The sequence below is a fragment of the Natronobacterium gregoryi SP2 genome (genome assembly GCF_000230715.2).
In the GTDB taxonomy this organism is placed as follows: domain Archaea; phylum Halobacteriota; class Halobacteria; order Halobacteriales; family Natrialbaceae; genus Natronobacterium; species Natronobacterium gregoryi.
In genome coordinates, this window is the sequence record NC_019792.1 from 3,119,348 (window position 1) to 3,135,015 (window position 15,668).

Genomic DNA, 15,668 nt, shown 5'->3' on the forward strand with positions numbered 1-15,668 from the left:
CACGAGGGTATCGCCGAAACCGAACTCTTCGCTAAGCGTCTGCGGACCTGTGAACGGGTTACTGTAACCGACATTCCTTCAGTATTGAACTCCCTCCACCGTTGAAGCCGTCGGTTTTCTCGCGTACGTCGTCGGAGGTTTCGTCGTCCAGTGTGGTCTTGCTGGTGGTGACGTACCCGCCTTTGAAAGCGTGGTCTACGACGTACTGTGCCGACAAGAGGAAGGTGTCTACGGTGTCTTCGAGGAGTGCGGCGTCGTCACTGTCCACGTCGAGTGCAACGAGGACGGTACGCCGCACCGCCACCCCTTATATATAGGGGCGGCTGGCTGTTAAATATTGGGAGTCGGTCTGCTACTGTAGCGTGGTTCGATTCCCAGTTGTCGGCTTCATCCGCACGGCTAACGTCGTTGGTTTTCGCCTCGTACTTTCTATAATGTGGAGTTTGAGTGGTGAGACACCATCACGAGCGTCGAACGGCGATCGAATCTGGCGGTCTTCAGCCGAGTCCCGTGCCCGTTAGTCACTCCAAGCCCGCTTCCAATGGTTCGGAGCGAACGTCTTCGCAAAGACACCTCACGCATCCCCCAATCATTGGGAATGTCGGTCCCCGTTTATGCCACCTCAAGCAGAACCTCTCTCTGGAGCTATGAACGCTGATACGTTGCAGACAGAACTCGAGGATGCAGGCGAACTGATGGTTACCGTCGAAGGGATCGACAAACCGCTCGAACTACACATTCACGACACGGAAATCGGGAGCGAAAAGATCACGCTCGAACTGGTCGACGGTGAACTCGTGTTCGATCTGGACTCGGTCGCCGCCTACTGGAAACACCAGCATTCACTCGACGATTACGGCCTGTAAACGGTCTCGAAGTACGTGATCGAGAGGCGCTCGCGCTCTCCGCTATCCAGGGCACACGACAGCCCACCTCTTGATCGGACTCTCCTCTCATACTGTCAGACAGAAGTCAATACGAAGTCAGTCGCGGATTCGGGGCCGTCTCCACCAGTGACAGCCCCAACAGAGCGACCAATCGTCACGTCGTTCTGTCCGACAGTATCAGCCACCCCGAGTTCCGCCGACAGCGTCACGGTTTCGGCGGGGTGGACCGTCGGGCGGAGTTCATACTGGCGTCGGCAACGACGCTCGGACTGGCCTGTCTGGCCCTCAACTCGATCTCGAGGTCTCCGGCCCTGTCGTCCTCGTGCTGGTGAGGGAGTTCGTCACCTCGAGAGTGGTTCCGTCGCCGCTTGCGTCGGCGACCGAGTACGCGATCGCGGGGACGCCACCGTCGCCGAACCGGTGGAACTCGACAGCGCTGTCCGCGTCGGTCAGCGCCAGTGTGTCGACGCCGGAGACGGGTGGCTGGTCGACTCCGTCCACGTGTCGTCGGCGTAGACGAACGGTTCGATCTCGGACGATCCGTCTCGTAGGGTGTCGACTATGGCGGTAGCCGTCGTCCCGTCGCCACCCTCGAGTGTTCCGACCCTGTGGTCAGTCGTCCCCTCGACGAGTCCTGTCCCCGTGTCCGTGGCTCGACGGACGGCCGTGACGTTCGATACCGGGCCGCCGTGGTGCTGGTGCTAGAGGTACTGTCGGCCGCGAGCGAGACTATTTCACCCGAACCTTCGTCGGCGGCGATCGTCACCTCGAGAAACGACGTGTAACGGTCGAATTCGGCCGCCACCTCGGGGTATTCGGGATCGGCGACCGTACCGGAGAGGACGAACGTCACGGCACCGACGACGAACGCGGCACCGTCTAGTAGTGTCCCAAGTCTACTCTGACTAGTGCGCTCTACTCCTGATACTCAAGGACATAAGTACGTAAAGACATTCGGCGGTTCGATGTCGTCAAGCGCGGTCAGTGCAGCCTCTTGAAGTTCATCCAGTGTGTTGAACAAGCGGTTGCCGAGTGCTTGATTGAGTCGTCGCCAGCACTCTTCCACGGGGTTCAGCTCTGGTGAACCCCGTGGAAGGTAACACAGTTCGATCGGAGTTCCTTCGGCGAATGCCTGCACCTTGTTCGCCGGTTTCTGGATACCCCGATCTGCTAAACTAGAACGGATGGCGTCCGGGGTGGCGGAGGCACCGGTACGCCGTTGCGGTACTCCGTCTGATACGGATTGCTGTAAGTCATTGCCGGTGCAATCGCGGTCAGTCTTGCGGTTGCACCGGTAAATCGTTACAGCAAACCGTCTGAGTTGTCGTTTCCCTTTCCAGAAACGGTCAGAAGAATCGAGAGCAGACGCTTCTTGAAAAGCGGTAGCTACATCTATTGACTCATACTTGTTTCGATAACTAATAAAGACACTCTACTTTTGAGGTATAGTTTTGGGGCTTCTCTCCTTCGGTAGGAACGCACCATGTCGAAGATACGAACAATAGTGTACGGCGTCGGAGCGACTGGACAGAACGTCACTCGGCACCTCGCAGAACGGGGAGTCGACATCGTCGGTGCGATCGGCCGAGTCGAAAACGTCGGTGCGGACCTCGGGACGGTCGCGGAACTGGATCGGGAGTTGAACGTCGAAATCAACGACGACGCCGACGACGTCCTCGAGAATACCGAAGCCGACGTCGCGATCGTCTCCATCGCCTCGACGCTGGAAGAGATGTATCCACATCTAAAACGGTGTCTGGAGGCCGGCGTCAACGTCATTACGACCTCCGAAGAGACGCTGTATCCGTGGTATACGTCGCCCGACCTCGCCGGGCGGCTGGACCGAATTGCGATCGAAAACGATGTCACGTTCACTGGTGGCGGGTATCAGGACATCTTCGAAGTGAACCTCCCGGTCATGTTGACCGGCGCATCCAGGAAACTAGACGGTGTCGACGGCACGAACCGGTACAACATTGACGACTACGGTCCGGCAGTCGTGGAGTACTTCTTCGGTGGGAAAGACCGCGACGATGTCGAGGAGAAACTCGAGCGTGGTGGGGCTCCCGAGAGTCTCTTTCGAACGACTCTCGAGGCACAGATCGCCGAACTAGGACTGAGCGAAGCCGACGCCTCCCAGAAAGCCACACCGATCGTCGCCGACCGGGCGGTCGAATCGGAAGCGCTCGGTCGTACGATTCAGGAAGGAGAAGTCCTCGGCCTCGAGATCGACGTCACCATCGAGACGCACGAAGGCATCACGTTTACCGGGACCGAAATCGCGAAAGTGTACGATACCGAAGAAGAAGACCGAAACGAGTGGGTCATCGAGGGAACGCCGGAGATGCACGTTGTGGATCAACCGACTCCGGTAGAAGTTGGAACGAGCACGCAAATTGTCAATCGACTACCAGACATTATCAACTACGAATCCGGGTTCGTCTCCGTCACCGAACTGCCTCGACCGAAATACCGGGTCGGCCCGCTCGAGACATACCTAGATTGATACGAACTGCTGTACGATGTCCAAGCGCAACTGCGAGCCGCCTCGAGCCGTCGAACTCGTAACGACCGTCTCGTACGGGTTGCTGTCAGTCAGTTCCAGCACGACCACGAGCCCTCCTGGGGTCGCGCCGGGACATCGGGACAGCAGTCCGTATCAGTCCTCGTCTGTCGTCCCGATCGATCGGACGAGGGTTGCGATCCGCTCGCGGTCGCGCTGTGGATCGATGGTGAGTTCCGTAGCGACCGATCGATCGAGTTCGGACGGGGCCTCGAGTGGGAGCGTGCCGCCCGCCATTTCGAACGTTTCCGTGGTCGGCCAGACGGCGACGTGCGTTTCGGCCGGGAGCTGTTCGGCTCCAGCCGACGTTGCCTCGGCCGACAGCGGGTAGGAGACGTCGAGGACGAACCATCGCCCTGTGGTGCCGTTGCTGGCTTGAAACGAGTGTTTGTCGCGGGTCTGTTCGACGATTACCCCCTCGTCCTCGATGGTGCTGACGAACTGTCGTTTTGCCTTCGGTGCTGCGATCGAAAAGACATCCGCAGGCGAGATACCGAGTGCACCTAGTGGCGGTGAGAACGATAGATCGACGCCAAACAACGATCGAATCGGTATCTTGCTGTCGCTTGCACGGATCGCTGGCGTGTCGACGGGCTCGTAAAGCCGCGTCTCGGCGGTGATCGTCGCCATCATCACGCTCGTTTCGGCAGTACGGGTTCCGAGTGGCTGCCACGCGTCGGCGAGCGACTCCGGCAAGTCAAGCGACATCGAGTGTCCCTACGCGAGCGGTCCCTTTCGATGTGTTGCTCCTCGACCACGTTGGATCGGGCGACACTCGACTCTCGACCGCGAGATCAGTCGCCGGTCTCTTTCTCTCGCTCCCGCTCGAGGCGCTGACACCCGACGACCAGCGAATCGGGCAACTGATCCGCTGTCGAGTGAACCACATCGAAAACGGTACCAACGTCGTCGAAGTTGGGCCCTCGAGACGCAATCAGGGAGTCTGGGTCCCAGTCGACGAACCCCTGGTCTGCAAGCAGCGGGAGGTGCCAGTGGTACAATTCCTGCCGAAGCTGGTCGGAGTTGACTGGGACGTTCGGGTTCACGGCGCTTTCTGGCAGCGAGACTGATTCGTCTGGTGGCACGTCGTGCAGTGAAGCGATGAGCTGACGGCGAGGTTCGGCTGCCATCGCTTCGAATACGTCATCCCACTTCTCGGTGACGCGCCGCCCGTTTTCTACCCGGATGTCCATGTTTCTCATTTACATGGTTTGATCGAAACCATCGTATATAAATTATTATCCTAACGGTACGGGACGAGGAAACGATGTCGAACGTCTCCGGTTCGGCGCGAACACTGGGCCGACGTAGCGAGACGCTCGTACGGATCGCTGTACCGGTTTGCCGGTACGACCGCTGCGGGTTCCGGGTGCACCGGTCAAGCTTTCAGGAACCCGTTTCACTCCGCACCAAGCCCTTCGAAACAGAACTCCTTTAGCGGGGTTTACGGTCTTCACCTGGGTCAAGTGATTCGGGGCGCCAAAGGAGTCTCGTCATCAAGCGAGAACAGGGGTCTCGCGGACATCGCGGAGCTTTGCTCCGCTCGATCACGAAAATCCCTGGTTTTCGGACGACCCCGAGGCACTCGGCCTGTCTTTTCTGTAGATCGACCGCCGTTCGCTCGCCGCAGGCGTCGTCACCACGGAGATGCCGACGGTCACGACGAGACCGACTCCCATGCCAACCAGTCCGGCGGTCCAGCCCATATAGGAGCCCTGTAAGACGGTCGTGACGACGGCGGCCAGCGCCGGAACGAGTTCGCCGACGGCGGGCACAACTGCGAGAAACTCGAGTGTCGCCACGATCGAGTCGACGAAGATGGTTCCGAGGTAGAACGCCTGACTGACGACGATGCCGGCCGTCATCCCCGCACGCGTCGTGTTGTGCCAATAGAGGGCGACGAGCACCGGTAAGGCGAGCTGGGCGAAGCCGCTGAAGGCTGCGTCGCCGAGTTCGAACAGTGTCGCCGGATTCCAGAGGCTGGCGACGAATGCCGCCGTCGCGAACACGACGACGCCGATGCGGGCGATCAGGTCCTCGCGCAGTTCCGAGACGTCGCCCTCGAGGTAGGGGCGATAGATGTCCCGCGTGAAGTACGACGATCCTGACAAGAGCATCGAGTCCGAGGAAGACATCATCGCGGCCATCGCGCCGGCGATGACGAGCGCGGCGAACCAGACGGGCGTGTACTCGGCGAGGACGGCCGGGAGGACGTTGCCGCCTTCCGGGACCGTCACGTCCAGTCCGCGGGCCCACGCGCCGAGCAGGAACGACGGGACGAACAGCAGAACACAGAGGATCGGCCACAGCGCGAACGAGCGTTTGAGGACGGTTCGAGAGCCAGCGGCGAAGAACCGCTGGTTGACCTGCGGGAACATTGCCACACCGAAACCGATCACGATTGCCGTCGAGAGCATCCACTGGACCGTGTAATGGTCGCTACCGAGCGTGAGATGGTGGGCCGCATCGGCCTCCAGTGCGGCGGTAGCGACGCTGGGGCCGCCGACGGCCGCGAGCACCCAGATCAGCGCAACCCAGGTGGTCACGAGCATGAAAAGCCCCTGGAACGTGTCGGTCCAGGCGATCCCGCGCATCCCAGCGACGACGACGTAGAGAATCATAAAGGCCGTAATTAGCCCTGCTCCGACGGCGTAGGGCAGTGCACCTTCGGTCAACGCCTCGAGTGCGGTCCCTGCACCGACCTGCTGGAGCATGACGTAGGGAAAGAGCCACAGCAGGCTGATGCCCGCGATCAGTCCGCGGAGTCGCCTCGAGCCAAAGCGGTCGCCGATCATCTCCCCGAGAGTGACGTAGCCGCGTTCTCGGCCGAGTAGCCACTGTTTGTAGCCGATAGCGTACCAGAGGATGGCGAAGATGATCCCGTCCATCAGTCCCATGACGAGGATCCACTCGGGGCCTTCGTGGTAGGCGACGTTCGGTCCGGCGAAGAACGTAAAGGCCGACAGCAACGTCGCGAACGTGGTAAACAGCAAGACGACGGTGCCGAGCGTTCGGCTGGCGAGATAGAAGTCCGCGGCCGTCCGGTCGGTCAGTCGATAGGCGACCAGTCCGATCGCGAGCGCGAAGAAGAGATAGCCGACGACGATTGTGAGCTGTAGCGGTGCCGTCACGGCGAGTCACCGCCGCTTTCGGCTCGCGTCACGTCGGTTTCGGGTTCGATGCCGATACCCCACGCACGTCGGGTAAACAGCCAGAAGACCACCGATGCGAGAAACAGCCACCCGACGTGCCACCACAGCCATAGGGGCAAGCCTGCGACGATCGTCCCGTCACCCCAGCGGAACCACGGGATTGCAAGAGCGCTCAAGACGATGGCGACAATCACCCAGGCTGTGAGTTCCGGACGGCGCATATCGGTTGGACCGGCTCGACATTGATAATATTTACTATTCAATAACTATTATTGAAGATATTTATTCATCAGTGCGTAGCTTCGACCCCTCTTTCGATTCTCAGTCACTAAAACCACTCTTTCAGGTAGGAAAAAGAGTATATATGTCGGTCAGCGAATGAGAGTTATCCCGAGATGGCCCGTATCTTCCCCTTTCGCTCGGAGACGTCTCCACAAGAGGGAGCACCGCGCGTCGTCGACCTCGAGGGAGAAGACGCCGACGCGGTGTTTAGCGCCCTCTCTTCGACGACGGCCCGGGAGATTTACTCGCATCTCGACGCCCAGCCGGGGACGCCAAGCGACATCGCCGACGCGATCGATTCCTCGATCCAGAACGTCCGGTACCACCTCGAGAACTTAGAGGAAGCCGGCCTCGTCGAGGTCGTCGACACCTGGTACTCCTCACGGGGCAACGAAATGAGCGTGTACGCGACGACCGATGGGCCGTTGATCCTCACCAGCGACGAGTCGACGGCCGAGAAGCTCAAGACGGCGGTGTCGCGGCTGATCGGTGGGATCGGCGCACTCGCTGGTGGGAGTCTCCTCGTCCAGTATGGGGCGACGCGATGGCTGGCCTCCGGGACGGGAGACGCCGGAGACACGACATGGACTGCACCTGCGCCCGACGAAGCGCAAGCGCCAGAGACGGCCGACGAGCCCACTGACGACGCTGATGAGGACGTGGAAGTCGCAGGAGTCGAAGAGGAGACAGCCGACGACGAACCAGTTGCTGCCGAAGACGCCCCTGACATCGAGCCGTCCGCGGACGACCTCGATTTCGAGGCCTACGACGCCGTTCCGGACGCCGGTCCAGAAGCGGCCGATCCCGTCTTCGCGCTGCCGCCCGGACTGCTCTTCTTTCTTGGCGGACTGGTCGTGTTGCTGGCGGGTACCTGGTTCTGGTACTGGTATCGCCCGGCGTACTGATCGGGCCACAGGAGATTCTTCGGATGTCAACAGCTATTTGCCCGTCACGACCCAACTTGGGACAAACCGATCTCTCTCGCGATTCAGATCGTCGCGCCGCCCCCTTTCGGGGGCAGATCTCCAATGGAAGACACCTCGAAATACCTCATTCACGCAGACGTCACGGCTGACGGGGTCGTCGAGAGAAGCGACGTCGTCGGCGCTATCTTCGGACAGACCGAGGGACTGCTGGGCGACGAACTCGATCTCCGCGACCTCCGACAGTCACAGAAAGTCGGTCGTATCGACGTCGAAATAACGAGCACCGGCGGCAAGTCACACGGCCACCTCACGATCGCTACGAGCCTCGACAAGGTCGAAACTGCGACTCTCGCCGCCTCTCTCGAGACGATCGACCGCGTCGGCCCCTGCCGCGCGAACTTCGAGGTGACCGAACTCGAGGATGTCAGGGCGGCAAAACGCAAGGCAGTCGTCGAGCGCGCGAAGGAACTGCTCGAGACGGGCTTCGACGACTCCGTGATGACGTCCGAAGAGATTCTCGCGGAGGTCCGCCAACACGTCCGCGTCGAGGACATCACCGAGTACGAAGCGCTCCCCGCCGGACCCCGGGTGACCGACAGCGACGCGATTATCGTCGTCGAAGGTCGATCGGACGTGCTTACCCTGCTGCAGTATGGTGTCAAAAACGCAATCGCGGTCGAGGGGACCAACGTCCCCGACGCCGTCGCCGAACTGACTCGCCACCGGACGGTTACCGCCTTCCTCGACGGCGACCGTGGTGGCGACCTCATTCTCGAGGAACTCGCTCAGGTTGGCGACGTCGACTACGTGGCCTTTGCTCCGACGGGCGAGTCTGTCGAGGAACTCGACCACCACCAACTGTTTACTGCCCTTCGGAACAAGGTTCCCTACGAGACGGTTTCGGGACTGAACGAACCACGCGAGGCCGTCGCTGCAACCGACGGCAGCGCGACACCAGCCCCGACGCCGGCAGGCGATCGACTCGAGGCCGACGCGCCGATCCAGTCCGGCGAGTCGGCGACGGTCGACGCGAGCGATGCGTCCTCGTCGACCGTCCCGTCTCGACCTGCGTCGAAGACCGGTGTCGGTGACGCCGACTCGGAACGGGAGGCCGGGGCGCAAGAGGGTACCGACGAGGTCGAGCCTGAAACGATCTACGACCACGCGAACGCGGTTATCCGTGACGGAACCGAGCGCGTTCGGTTCCTCGACGACGACGGTGAGACGTTCGACGAGGCCGACGCGAGTGAGGCGTATACGACTCTCGAGGACGCAGAGACGGTTCCGACGACGATTCTACTGGACGAGATACTTGATCAGCAGTTGCTCGATTTGGCTGCCGATCGGGGTGTCGAACGAATCGTCGCCCGCGCGCTCGGTCAGTTCACCAACCGTCCTGCAGACGTCCATATCCACGCGATCGACGACGTTGCCGACGAGACGCCGTGATCAGCGCCCTGACTGACAGCGCATACCAGACCCACGACGGTATGTCGGGCCGATTCGTTCATGCTCCAAGAGTCCGGACTGCCACTGATGACTCCCCCTGGCTGGGTTGCACTGGCACTTCTCGGTGTCTGGGTGCTTGTGATGTTCGCGGTGCCGTGTGTCGCTGCGTATCATCAGTGGCGCTGGACGAACGGTCTCACTGACGGCGACTGTCCGTTTCCGGACGAGGCGACTGTGCCGTCCGAGGAGTCCGTCGACGACTGATACGGACTGCTGTCCCGACGTCCCGGCGCGACCGCAAGCCCTCCTGCGGTTGCCCGGAACTGGCCGGCAGCAAACCGTATGAGCCGATCCACAGGGTGAGCAAGGCGAGTACCCCGGGGCCGGACGGAAGACGCTGTCTTCCGTGATGAGGAGACGCTTCACGTCTCGAACCACTTGGCCCCGAGGCGACTGGCCTGTCGTTTCCCGGGAAGTACTCGGAGACGAGCCTCGAGACACTCTCGTTGTCTCTCTGTCGAACCGCGACCCAAAGCGGTTCACCGGAACGTCGTCGAGCAATCTGTCGGACCGCAGCCGTCTGAGCGAGATCACCCGAAGATGGCGAGCGACGAAACGAGCGCCGTGGCGACGACCGCACCCGACAGCGTCGCGAGGAAGTTCACACCCTGATTGCCGAGCAGTTTTCCTTCGAGGGTCGCCCCGAGGAGACTGTCGACAGTCATCCCGACGAACCCAGCTACAAGGACGATTCCTGCTCCAACGGCGTCGACTTCGGGGAACAGCCACCAGGAGATACCAGCGACGATCGTCGCACCGACGATGCCAGCGATCTCGCCTTGCCAGGTAACGCCACCGTCGGTCCCGGGCTCGACGGGCTCGAGGGTCGTGATCAGGCGTGGCGTCTCGAAGACGCTCCCGATCTCGCTCGAGAGCGTGTCGCTCATCGCAGTTGCGACGGAGCCGGCAAACGCAAACAAAAAGAGGGTCGGGTCCGGCCCGCCGGGCAACAGCGTCGCCGAACTGGCGGCGTAGCCGAGAACCGCTGCGAGTGCGACGGCGGCGTTGCCAAGGACGTTGCCCGAGCCACGAGCGCCGTCGTTATCCTCGGCGACGCCCAGGGTTTTCTTTCGTTCGTAGCGGAACTTGGTGGCCAGGCCGCCGATCGCGAAGAACGAGATGAGAACGACGAACCAGCCGTATCCGCCGAGGACGATCGTCAACAGTCCAAGGAGAACACCGGTGACCATTCCAGCAACCGAGGCTGTCTCGAGCGCGTAGGAGACGTATCCCAGCGCGACGGTGACTGCCAGCGCTGCAACGATTTCGGCGGCACCGAGTGTGAGCTCGAGTTCGGCCAGCAGCCACAGCAAGAGCCCAACCGAAACCATGACGATCGGATCGTCGTAGAGCAGGAGAACGTCTCGGAGCAGGGCGGCGAGCAATGCGCCGCTGGCGGCGAGGAAGACGATGCTCGGCAGCGCCGCTTCGACGGCCGCGACCGAGTCAGTGATCGCGAACGCTGCGGACTGTCCGACGACTCCCGCGGCCGTCGCTGCGAGGGCAAATCCGGTGACGTGGGCTCCGTCGTCGTCGGTCAATACCCGGACGAACTGTTCGGCGAGATTGCCGTACCCGACCAGGAAGACGGTACCGACGAAAACGGGGATCGACATCGGTGTCCCGACTGCGAGCAGCCCGAGCGCGACTCCCGCGAGGATAAACGTGAACAGGCCGTAGAGCCTGCTGTCCTCGTAGTCACCGGGATAGGCGAGCAGATCGAACAGCGGGCCGTCAGTGATAGCGAGCGTGCCGAGCAACAGGACTGCCGCGATCACCCCGGCGACTTCCGGTCCCAGTAGCGGGACGACGAGCGAGAGCGTACAGAGGGCTGCAAAGACGCCGGCTCGCCGAACGGGTTCCGTCACGATATCGGTCCCTTTCTATCGGGTTTACTTGAAGGTTCCCGAACTCAAATCGATACCGCTTCCGGGCAATACGAATCGTCTGATACGGATTGCCGTAACTAGTGCTTTGGCAAACCTGAACGGATGAGTGAAGTCGAATGCGGTCGTCTGGGTTCACTCATCAGTCGACGCTTGGCGGAGTACTAGTTACCGTCAATCGCCAGAACGGAGTCGGAGATCAGGAGCAATTGACGACAGTAAACCGTATGGCCGATCGTTGTCATGACGGCGAAGACGGAGCCGCCGCTACAGCGCGACGACGAACCGTCGACGGCAGACCGTCCGGGAACACAACCTGTATGAGAGCGGCCATGATAGCTGCCGTCGTGGGCCTGTACGAACGCTATCTCGCGCTCCGGATTCGCCGCTACGACGCCGCCCCGCCGGACCACGTCGCACTCGTTATCACGGAGCGCGACCTGCTCGAGCAGGGTGCCTACGACACCCTGACCGATTTCTTCGAGTGGGCTGTCGACTACGCGTCGCTCGTGACCGTCTACGTAAGCGTCCTCGATCTCGAGGCCGTGCCGGCCCTACGGCGGGAACTCGAGACGATCGACGCGCCCCGCGAGGTTGCCGTCCGTGGTCCCGACGACAGGATGCCGGCGGACGCACCGATCCAGATCGGGATCGGGCTCGGCGGCAAACACGAGTTCACGAGCGCGGTCCAGACGCTCGCGGAGAGCGTCGACGCGGGCGAACTCGAGCTCGACGCGATCGACGACGAGGCCGTCGAGCGCCATCTCGTCTTTCCTGCAGAGCCGGATCTGGTGATCAAGACCGGCGCGGAACGACTCTCGGATTTCATGATCTGGCAGTCCGTCTACTCGGAACTGTACTTCACCGACGTCAACTGGCGGGACTTCCGCAAGCGGGACTTCCTGCGGGCGGTCAAAGAGTACTGTAACCGGTCGCGACGGTTCGGGCAGTGACACGGGGACTCTCCCTGCCTGGCGACGGCTAGAAGGCTCAAAATCGACTTTGAGTCGACGGCCGAACTACAAGTTGGTGTGCGCTGGTTCCCGAGAAACGCCAGTTCTCGCCCAGCCGCCGTCGGAGCACGCGCCGCCAGCGTCGGTCCCGACCAGGTCGGCCAGTGATATCGGTCCAGGCCCGTCTCGATACGATCATGTAGAAAGTGTTTAAGAACGTCACCCGTAACAGTTCGAGCAGTGAGTCTATCACGTCGCCGGACGGAACGGCGAGAGAACCGATAGACGACGTCTTCCAAACTCGATGCCCCTACTCATGTTCGACTCACTGGCCGGGTTCCCGCTCGAGGACCCCATCTACGTGTTCACGCTCTCGCTTGCGGTCTTTCTCGTTGGACCGTTACTCATCAAGCGACTCGGTCAACCGGGAATCGTCGGCATCGTTCTCTTCGGTGTGGTGATCGGCCCCGACGGAACCGGGCTGGTCGCACACAGTGACGCGATCGAACTGCTCGGGACCGTCGGGCTGGTCTATCTCCTCTTTACCGTCGGCCTCGAGCTCAACCTCAGGGGGTTCTTTCGTGCACCCGAAAACGCCGCTCTCTTTGGGCTGGCGAGTTTCTTCCTGCCACTGACCGCTGGCGTGGTCGTCTGTACGACCGTGCTCGGGTTCGAGTTCTGGCCGGCACTCTTGCTCTCTGCGGTGTTTGCCTCCCACACACTGCTTGCCTACCCCATCGTCAACCGCTACGACATCACGCAAAACGACGCCGTGACGGCCGTCTTCGGTGGCATTCTCTTTACCGATACGCTCGCGCTGACGCTGCTGGCGATCGTCCTCGGCGTCGCCGAGGGTGGTGGACTCTCACCGCTTTTGATCGGCCAGGTGGTCGGTTCGCTCGTGATCCTGTTCGCGACAGTCTGGCTCGTCGTCCCACCGATCGCACGCTGGTTTTTTTACAACCTCTCCGACGAGAGCTACTTCGAGTTCCTCTTCGTCCTCGTGGTCGTCTTCGCAGGCGCGAGCCTCGCCGAGATCCTCGGCCTCGACGGCATCCTTGGGGCCTTCATTGCTGGCGTCGCTTTCAACCGCCTGATTCCGCAGGGGAACACGCTGATGAACCGTATCGAGTTCGTCGGCAACGCCTTTTTCATCCCGTTTTTCCTCCTTCACGTCGGCATGCTCGTCGACGTCGGCGTTATTCTCGACGGCCCACGGACACTCCAAGTCGCAGCCGTGATCGTCGTGACCATGCTGGTCACGAAGTTCGTCGCCGCCTGGGTCGTCGGCGGCATTCTCTCTTTCGACCTGACCGAACGCGCCGTCATGTTCGGTCTCTCGAGCGGACAGGCAGCCGCCGCGCTAGCGATCACTCTCCTCGGCGTCGAAGCTGGCCTCTTCGGTGCTGCCGAACTCAACGCCGTCGTCTTGATGCTACTCGTGACCGCGCTGGTCAGCCCGTGGGTGACCGAGCGGTACAGTCAACAACTCGCGCTTTCCGACGATACCGATCTGGAGGGTGAAGACGTCGCCGACCCGCGAATCCTGCTCCCGCTCCCACCCGACTCGGAGAATCGACGCGACCTCCTCGAGTTCGGGTTCGTGTTGCGCGACGACTCCGGAACCAACCCGATTCATCTGCTCTCGGTCGTCCGGCCGAACTGGAGCGGTAAGACGGAAGCGAACGTCGAGACCGTCGAGCGCCAACTCGACGACCTCGCCGAGTTCGCCTACGCGGCTGAAGCGCCACTCGAGATCGAAACCCGGGTCAACCACAACGTCGCGTCCGGGATCGCACGCGGCGCGGTCGAGACGCGGTCTGACCTCGTCATCCTGGGCTGGACCCCGAGCAAGACGTTCGGCGAGAAGGTGTTTGGCAGCATCATCGATCAGGTGCTCGATCGGACCACGATCCCAGTCTACGTCACGCACTTTGGCCACCCAGTCAACACGACAGGGCACATCCGCGTGGTCGTCCCTCGAGGCCTCGACCACCACGATGGATTCTACGAGGGTGTCTACAAGATCAAACGGCTGGCAGACAAACTCGGCGTTCCGATCACCGTCTACGTCTTCGAGGAACGAACTCACCGCTACGAGCAGTTGTTCGATCTCGTAGAAATCGACATCTCGGCCGAGTTCGAGACCGTCTCGGACTGGGACGAACTGCAGTCTGACCTCCAGACAGCCTCCGAACCGACCGACCTCGTCGTGACGCTGTCGCCACGAGGCGGCGGCGTCGGTTGGGACGACGAACTCGAGACGCTTCCGAACCGACTCGTCGAACTGCCGTCGCAATCGTTCGTCGTGTCCTACCTCCGCGAGGGCGAGCCCGACTACGACTCGCAGTTCCTCCGGATCGACTGATACGGTTTACTGTAAGTCATTTCCGGCACAACCGCGACCCTGGCGGCGGTTGCGCCGGTAAATCGGTACAGTAATCCGTATGAGACGGACTGCTGTAACTCGTTACCGCCGGTCGCCGACCTGTTCTGGCGATCGGCGGTAAGTGACGCCAGGAAACTGTCTGCGCTCTGTGGGGTCGATAGCGCGATGAGAGTCCTCGCCGTTAGTCAGCGACTGGCTCGCCGTCGACGTCTTCGGCCATCGAGAGTTCGCCCTCCACGGGCCGTTCAGAGGTCGGCAACGAGTCGCGAAAGCGGTCGACGACCGACCGGGCTTCGGGCAGTTCCGTCTCGCCGAGCGCGCCCAGCAACGCGAGTGCCCGCCGCGCTCGAGTGCGCCGCCACGATTCGGCTCGGTGTTCGTAGGTGCGAATGCCCCGCAGGAAGTCGGTCTTCGAGAACTCCGGCCAGTAAGGCGTACAGAAAAAGACCGCGGCCTCGTTGCCGTTGGCGTGCCACGGCAGGAAGTTCGAGGTGCGTTCGTCCCCACCGGTCCGGATGATCAGGTCGACGTCTCGGACCGGTCGGTCGTACAGCTGCCGTTCGATCGTCTCGACATCGATCTCGTCGGGCTCGAGTTCGCCTGCCTCGACCTCGCTTGCGACGGCTCTGGTCGCCTCGAGCAGTCTCGAGCGACCGCCGTAGGCAAGCGCGATGTTGAGCACAAACCGGTCGTAGTCGCGGGTGCGGCGTTCGGCGTAGTCGACGACTTCTTGGACGCGTTCGGGGAGCAACTCCGTCTCGCCGATCGCCCGAATACAGACTTCGTTGTCGTGGACGCGGTCGGCGTCGGCGAACTCGCGGAGTTTCTCACAGAGTAAGTCGAACAGCGCCTCGTTTTCCTCGTCGGGTCGTTCGAAGTTCTCCGTCGAGAACGCATACAGCGTCAGTTCCTCGACGCCGATGTCCTGGCACCACTCGAGGACGCGTTCGGTCGTCTCCGCGCCCGCTCGGTGGCCCTCGGAAGCGTCGCCGCCCTGCCGGCGGGCATACCGGCGGTTCCCGTCCTGGATCACCGCGACGTGTGTCGGCGCGCCGTCGATCTCTCGGGAGAGCAACCGCTCGTAGACCGCGTCGACGCGCTGGTGGAGCCACCGATTCATC

Annotated in this window: 14 protein-coding genes and 3 pseudogenes; 7 read left to right on the plus strand and 10 right to left on the minus strand. The window is 61.7% G+C overall.

Annotation, left to right across the window (positions count from 1 at the left end):
• Positions 1-94: 94 nt before the first annotated feature.
• Positions 95-304: pseudogene (locus NATGR_RS15430) on the minus strand (transposase); the annotation flags it as partial.
• Between the two features lie 343 nt (positions 305-647).
• On the opposite strand from NATGR_RS15430, the gene NATGR_RS15435 reads away from it, so the two are divergent.
• Positions 648-866, plus strand: coding sequence for a hypothetical protein (locus NATGR_RS15435; RefSeq protein ID WP_005581008.1), 219 nt, complete (start codon positions 648-650; stop codon positions 864-866).
• A gap of 306 nt (positions 867-1,172) precedes the next feature.
• On the opposite strand, the gene NATGR_RS15440 is transcribed toward NATGR_RS15435, so the two are convergent.
• From NATGR_RS15440 to NATGR_RS19635, 3 genes and pseudogenes are all read right to left on the minus strand, one after another.
• On the minus strand, positions 1,173-1,388 hold the full coding sequence (locus NATGR_RS15440) for a hypothetical protein (protein ID WP_005581009.1): 216 nt from the start codon (positions 1,386-1,388) through the stop codon (positions 1,173-1,175).
• Positions 1,337-1,525, minus strand: a pseudogene (locus NATGR_RS20745) (DUF7490 domain-containing protein); the annotation flags it as partial. The pseudogene NATGR_RS20745 and the gene NATGR_RS15440, both read right to left, overlap by 52 nt.
• Positions 1,526-1,815: 290 nt before the next feature.
• Positions 1,816-2,034: pseudogene (locus NATGR_RS19635) on the minus strand (transposase); the annotation flags it as partial.
• A gap of 336 nt (positions 2,035-2,370) precedes the next feature.
• On the opposite strand from NATGR_RS19635, the gene NATGR_RS15450 reads away from it, so the two are divergent.
• Positions 2,371-3,393, plus strand: coding sequence for an NAD(P)H-dependent amine dehydrogenase family protein (locus NATGR_RS15450; protein ID WP_015233780.1), 1,023 nt, complete (start codon positions 2,371-2,373; stop codon positions 3,391-3,393).
• 153 nt (positions 3,394-3,546) lie between these two features.
• Here NATGR_RS15450 and NATGR_RS15455 read toward each other — a convergent pair whose 3' ends face one another.
• The 4 genes from NATGR_RS15455 to NATGR_RS15470 form a co-directional block, all read right to left on the minus strand.
• Positions 3,547-4,158, minus strand: a complete 612-nt coding sequence (locus NATGR_RS15455) for a hypothetical protein (protein WP_015233781.1) — start codon at positions 4,156-4,158, stop codon at positions 3,547-3,549.
• An 86-nt stretch (positions 4,159-4,244) separates the two neighbouring features.
• Entirely contained in the window at positions 4,245-4,652 is a 408-nt protein-coding gene (locus tag NATGR_RS15460; protein ID WP_015233782.1) for a hypothetical protein, read from the minus strand.
• Positions 4,653-4,997: 345 nt separating this feature from the next.
• Positions 4,998-6,581: a sodium:solute symporter family protein gene (locus NATGR_RS15465; protein ID WP_005581018.1), complete on the minus strand. Its 1,584-nt coding sequence runs from the start codon at positions 6,579-6,581 to the stop codon at positions 4,998-5,000.
• Positions 6,578-6,823, minus strand: a complete 246-nt coding sequence (locus tag NATGR_RS15470; protein ID WP_005581019.1) for a DUF3311 domain-containing protein — start codon at positions 6,821-6,823, stop codon at positions 6,578-6,580. The genes NATGR_RS15465 and NATGR_RS15470 overlap by 4 nt, the downstream gene beginning before the upstream one ends.
• A 174-nt stretch (positions 6,824-6,997) precedes the next feature.
• On the opposite strand from NATGR_RS15470, the gene NATGR_RS15475 reads away from it, so the two are divergent.
• From NATGR_RS15475 to NATGR_RS15485, 3 genes are all read left to right on the plus strand, one after another.
• Entirely contained in the window at positions 6,998-7,789 is a 792-nt protein-coding gene (locus tag NATGR_RS15475; protein WP_005581020.1) for an ArsR/SmtB family transcription factor, read from the plus strand.
• A 123-nt stretch (positions 7,790-7,912) separates the two neighbouring features.
• The gene (gene dnaG, locus NATGR_RS15480) at positions 7,913-9,259 is read left to right on the plus strand and encodes a DNA primase DnaG (RefSeq protein WP_005581021.1); all 1,347 of its coding nucleotides are present in this window, start codon (positions 7,913-7,915) and stop codon (positions 9,257-9,259) included.
• Positions 9,260-9,319: 60 nt separating this feature from the next.
• Positions 9,320-9,523: a hypothetical protein gene (locus NATGR_RS15485; protein WP_005581022.1), complete on the plus strand. Its 204-nt coding sequence runs from the start codon at positions 9,320-9,322 to the stop codon at positions 9,521-9,523.
• 326 nt (positions 9,524-9,849) lie between these two features.
• On the opposite strand, the gene NATGR_RS15490 is transcribed toward NATGR_RS15485, so the two are convergent.
• Positions 9,850-11,187: a DUF92 domain-containing protein gene (locus NATGR_RS15490; protein WP_005581024.1), complete on the minus strand. Its 1,338-nt coding sequence runs from the start codon at positions 11,185-11,187 to the stop codon at positions 9,850-9,852.
• Positions 11,188-11,552: 365 nt separating this feature from the next.
• Between NATGR_RS15490 and NATGR_RS15495 the strand changes: the two genes are divergently transcribed.
• Together NATGR_RS15495 and NATGR_RS15500 are read left to right on the plus strand one after the other, a co-directional pair.
• Entirely contained in the window at positions 11,553-12,158 is a 606-nt protein-coding gene (locus NATGR_RS15495; protein WP_005581026.1) for an undecaprenyl diphosphate synthase family protein, read from the plus strand.
• A 304-nt stretch (positions 12,159-12,462) separates the two neighbouring features.
• Positions 12,463-14,526, plus strand: coding sequence for a cation:proton antiporter (locus NATGR_RS15500; protein WP_015233784.1), 2,064 nt, complete (start codon positions 12,463-12,465; stop codon positions 14,524-14,526).
• A gap of 202 nt (positions 14,527-14,728) precedes the next feature.
• Here the strand turns inward: NATGR_RS15500 and uppS are convergent, their stop codons facing one another.
• Positions 14,729-15,667 (minus strand): polyprenyl diphosphate synthase, encoded by a 939-nt coding sequence (uppS, locus tag NATGR_RS15505; RefSeq protein WP_005581028.1) that lies wholly within the window; start codon positions 15,665-15,667, stop codon positions 14,729-14,731.
• Between the last annotated feature and the right edge of the window lies 1 nt (position 15,668).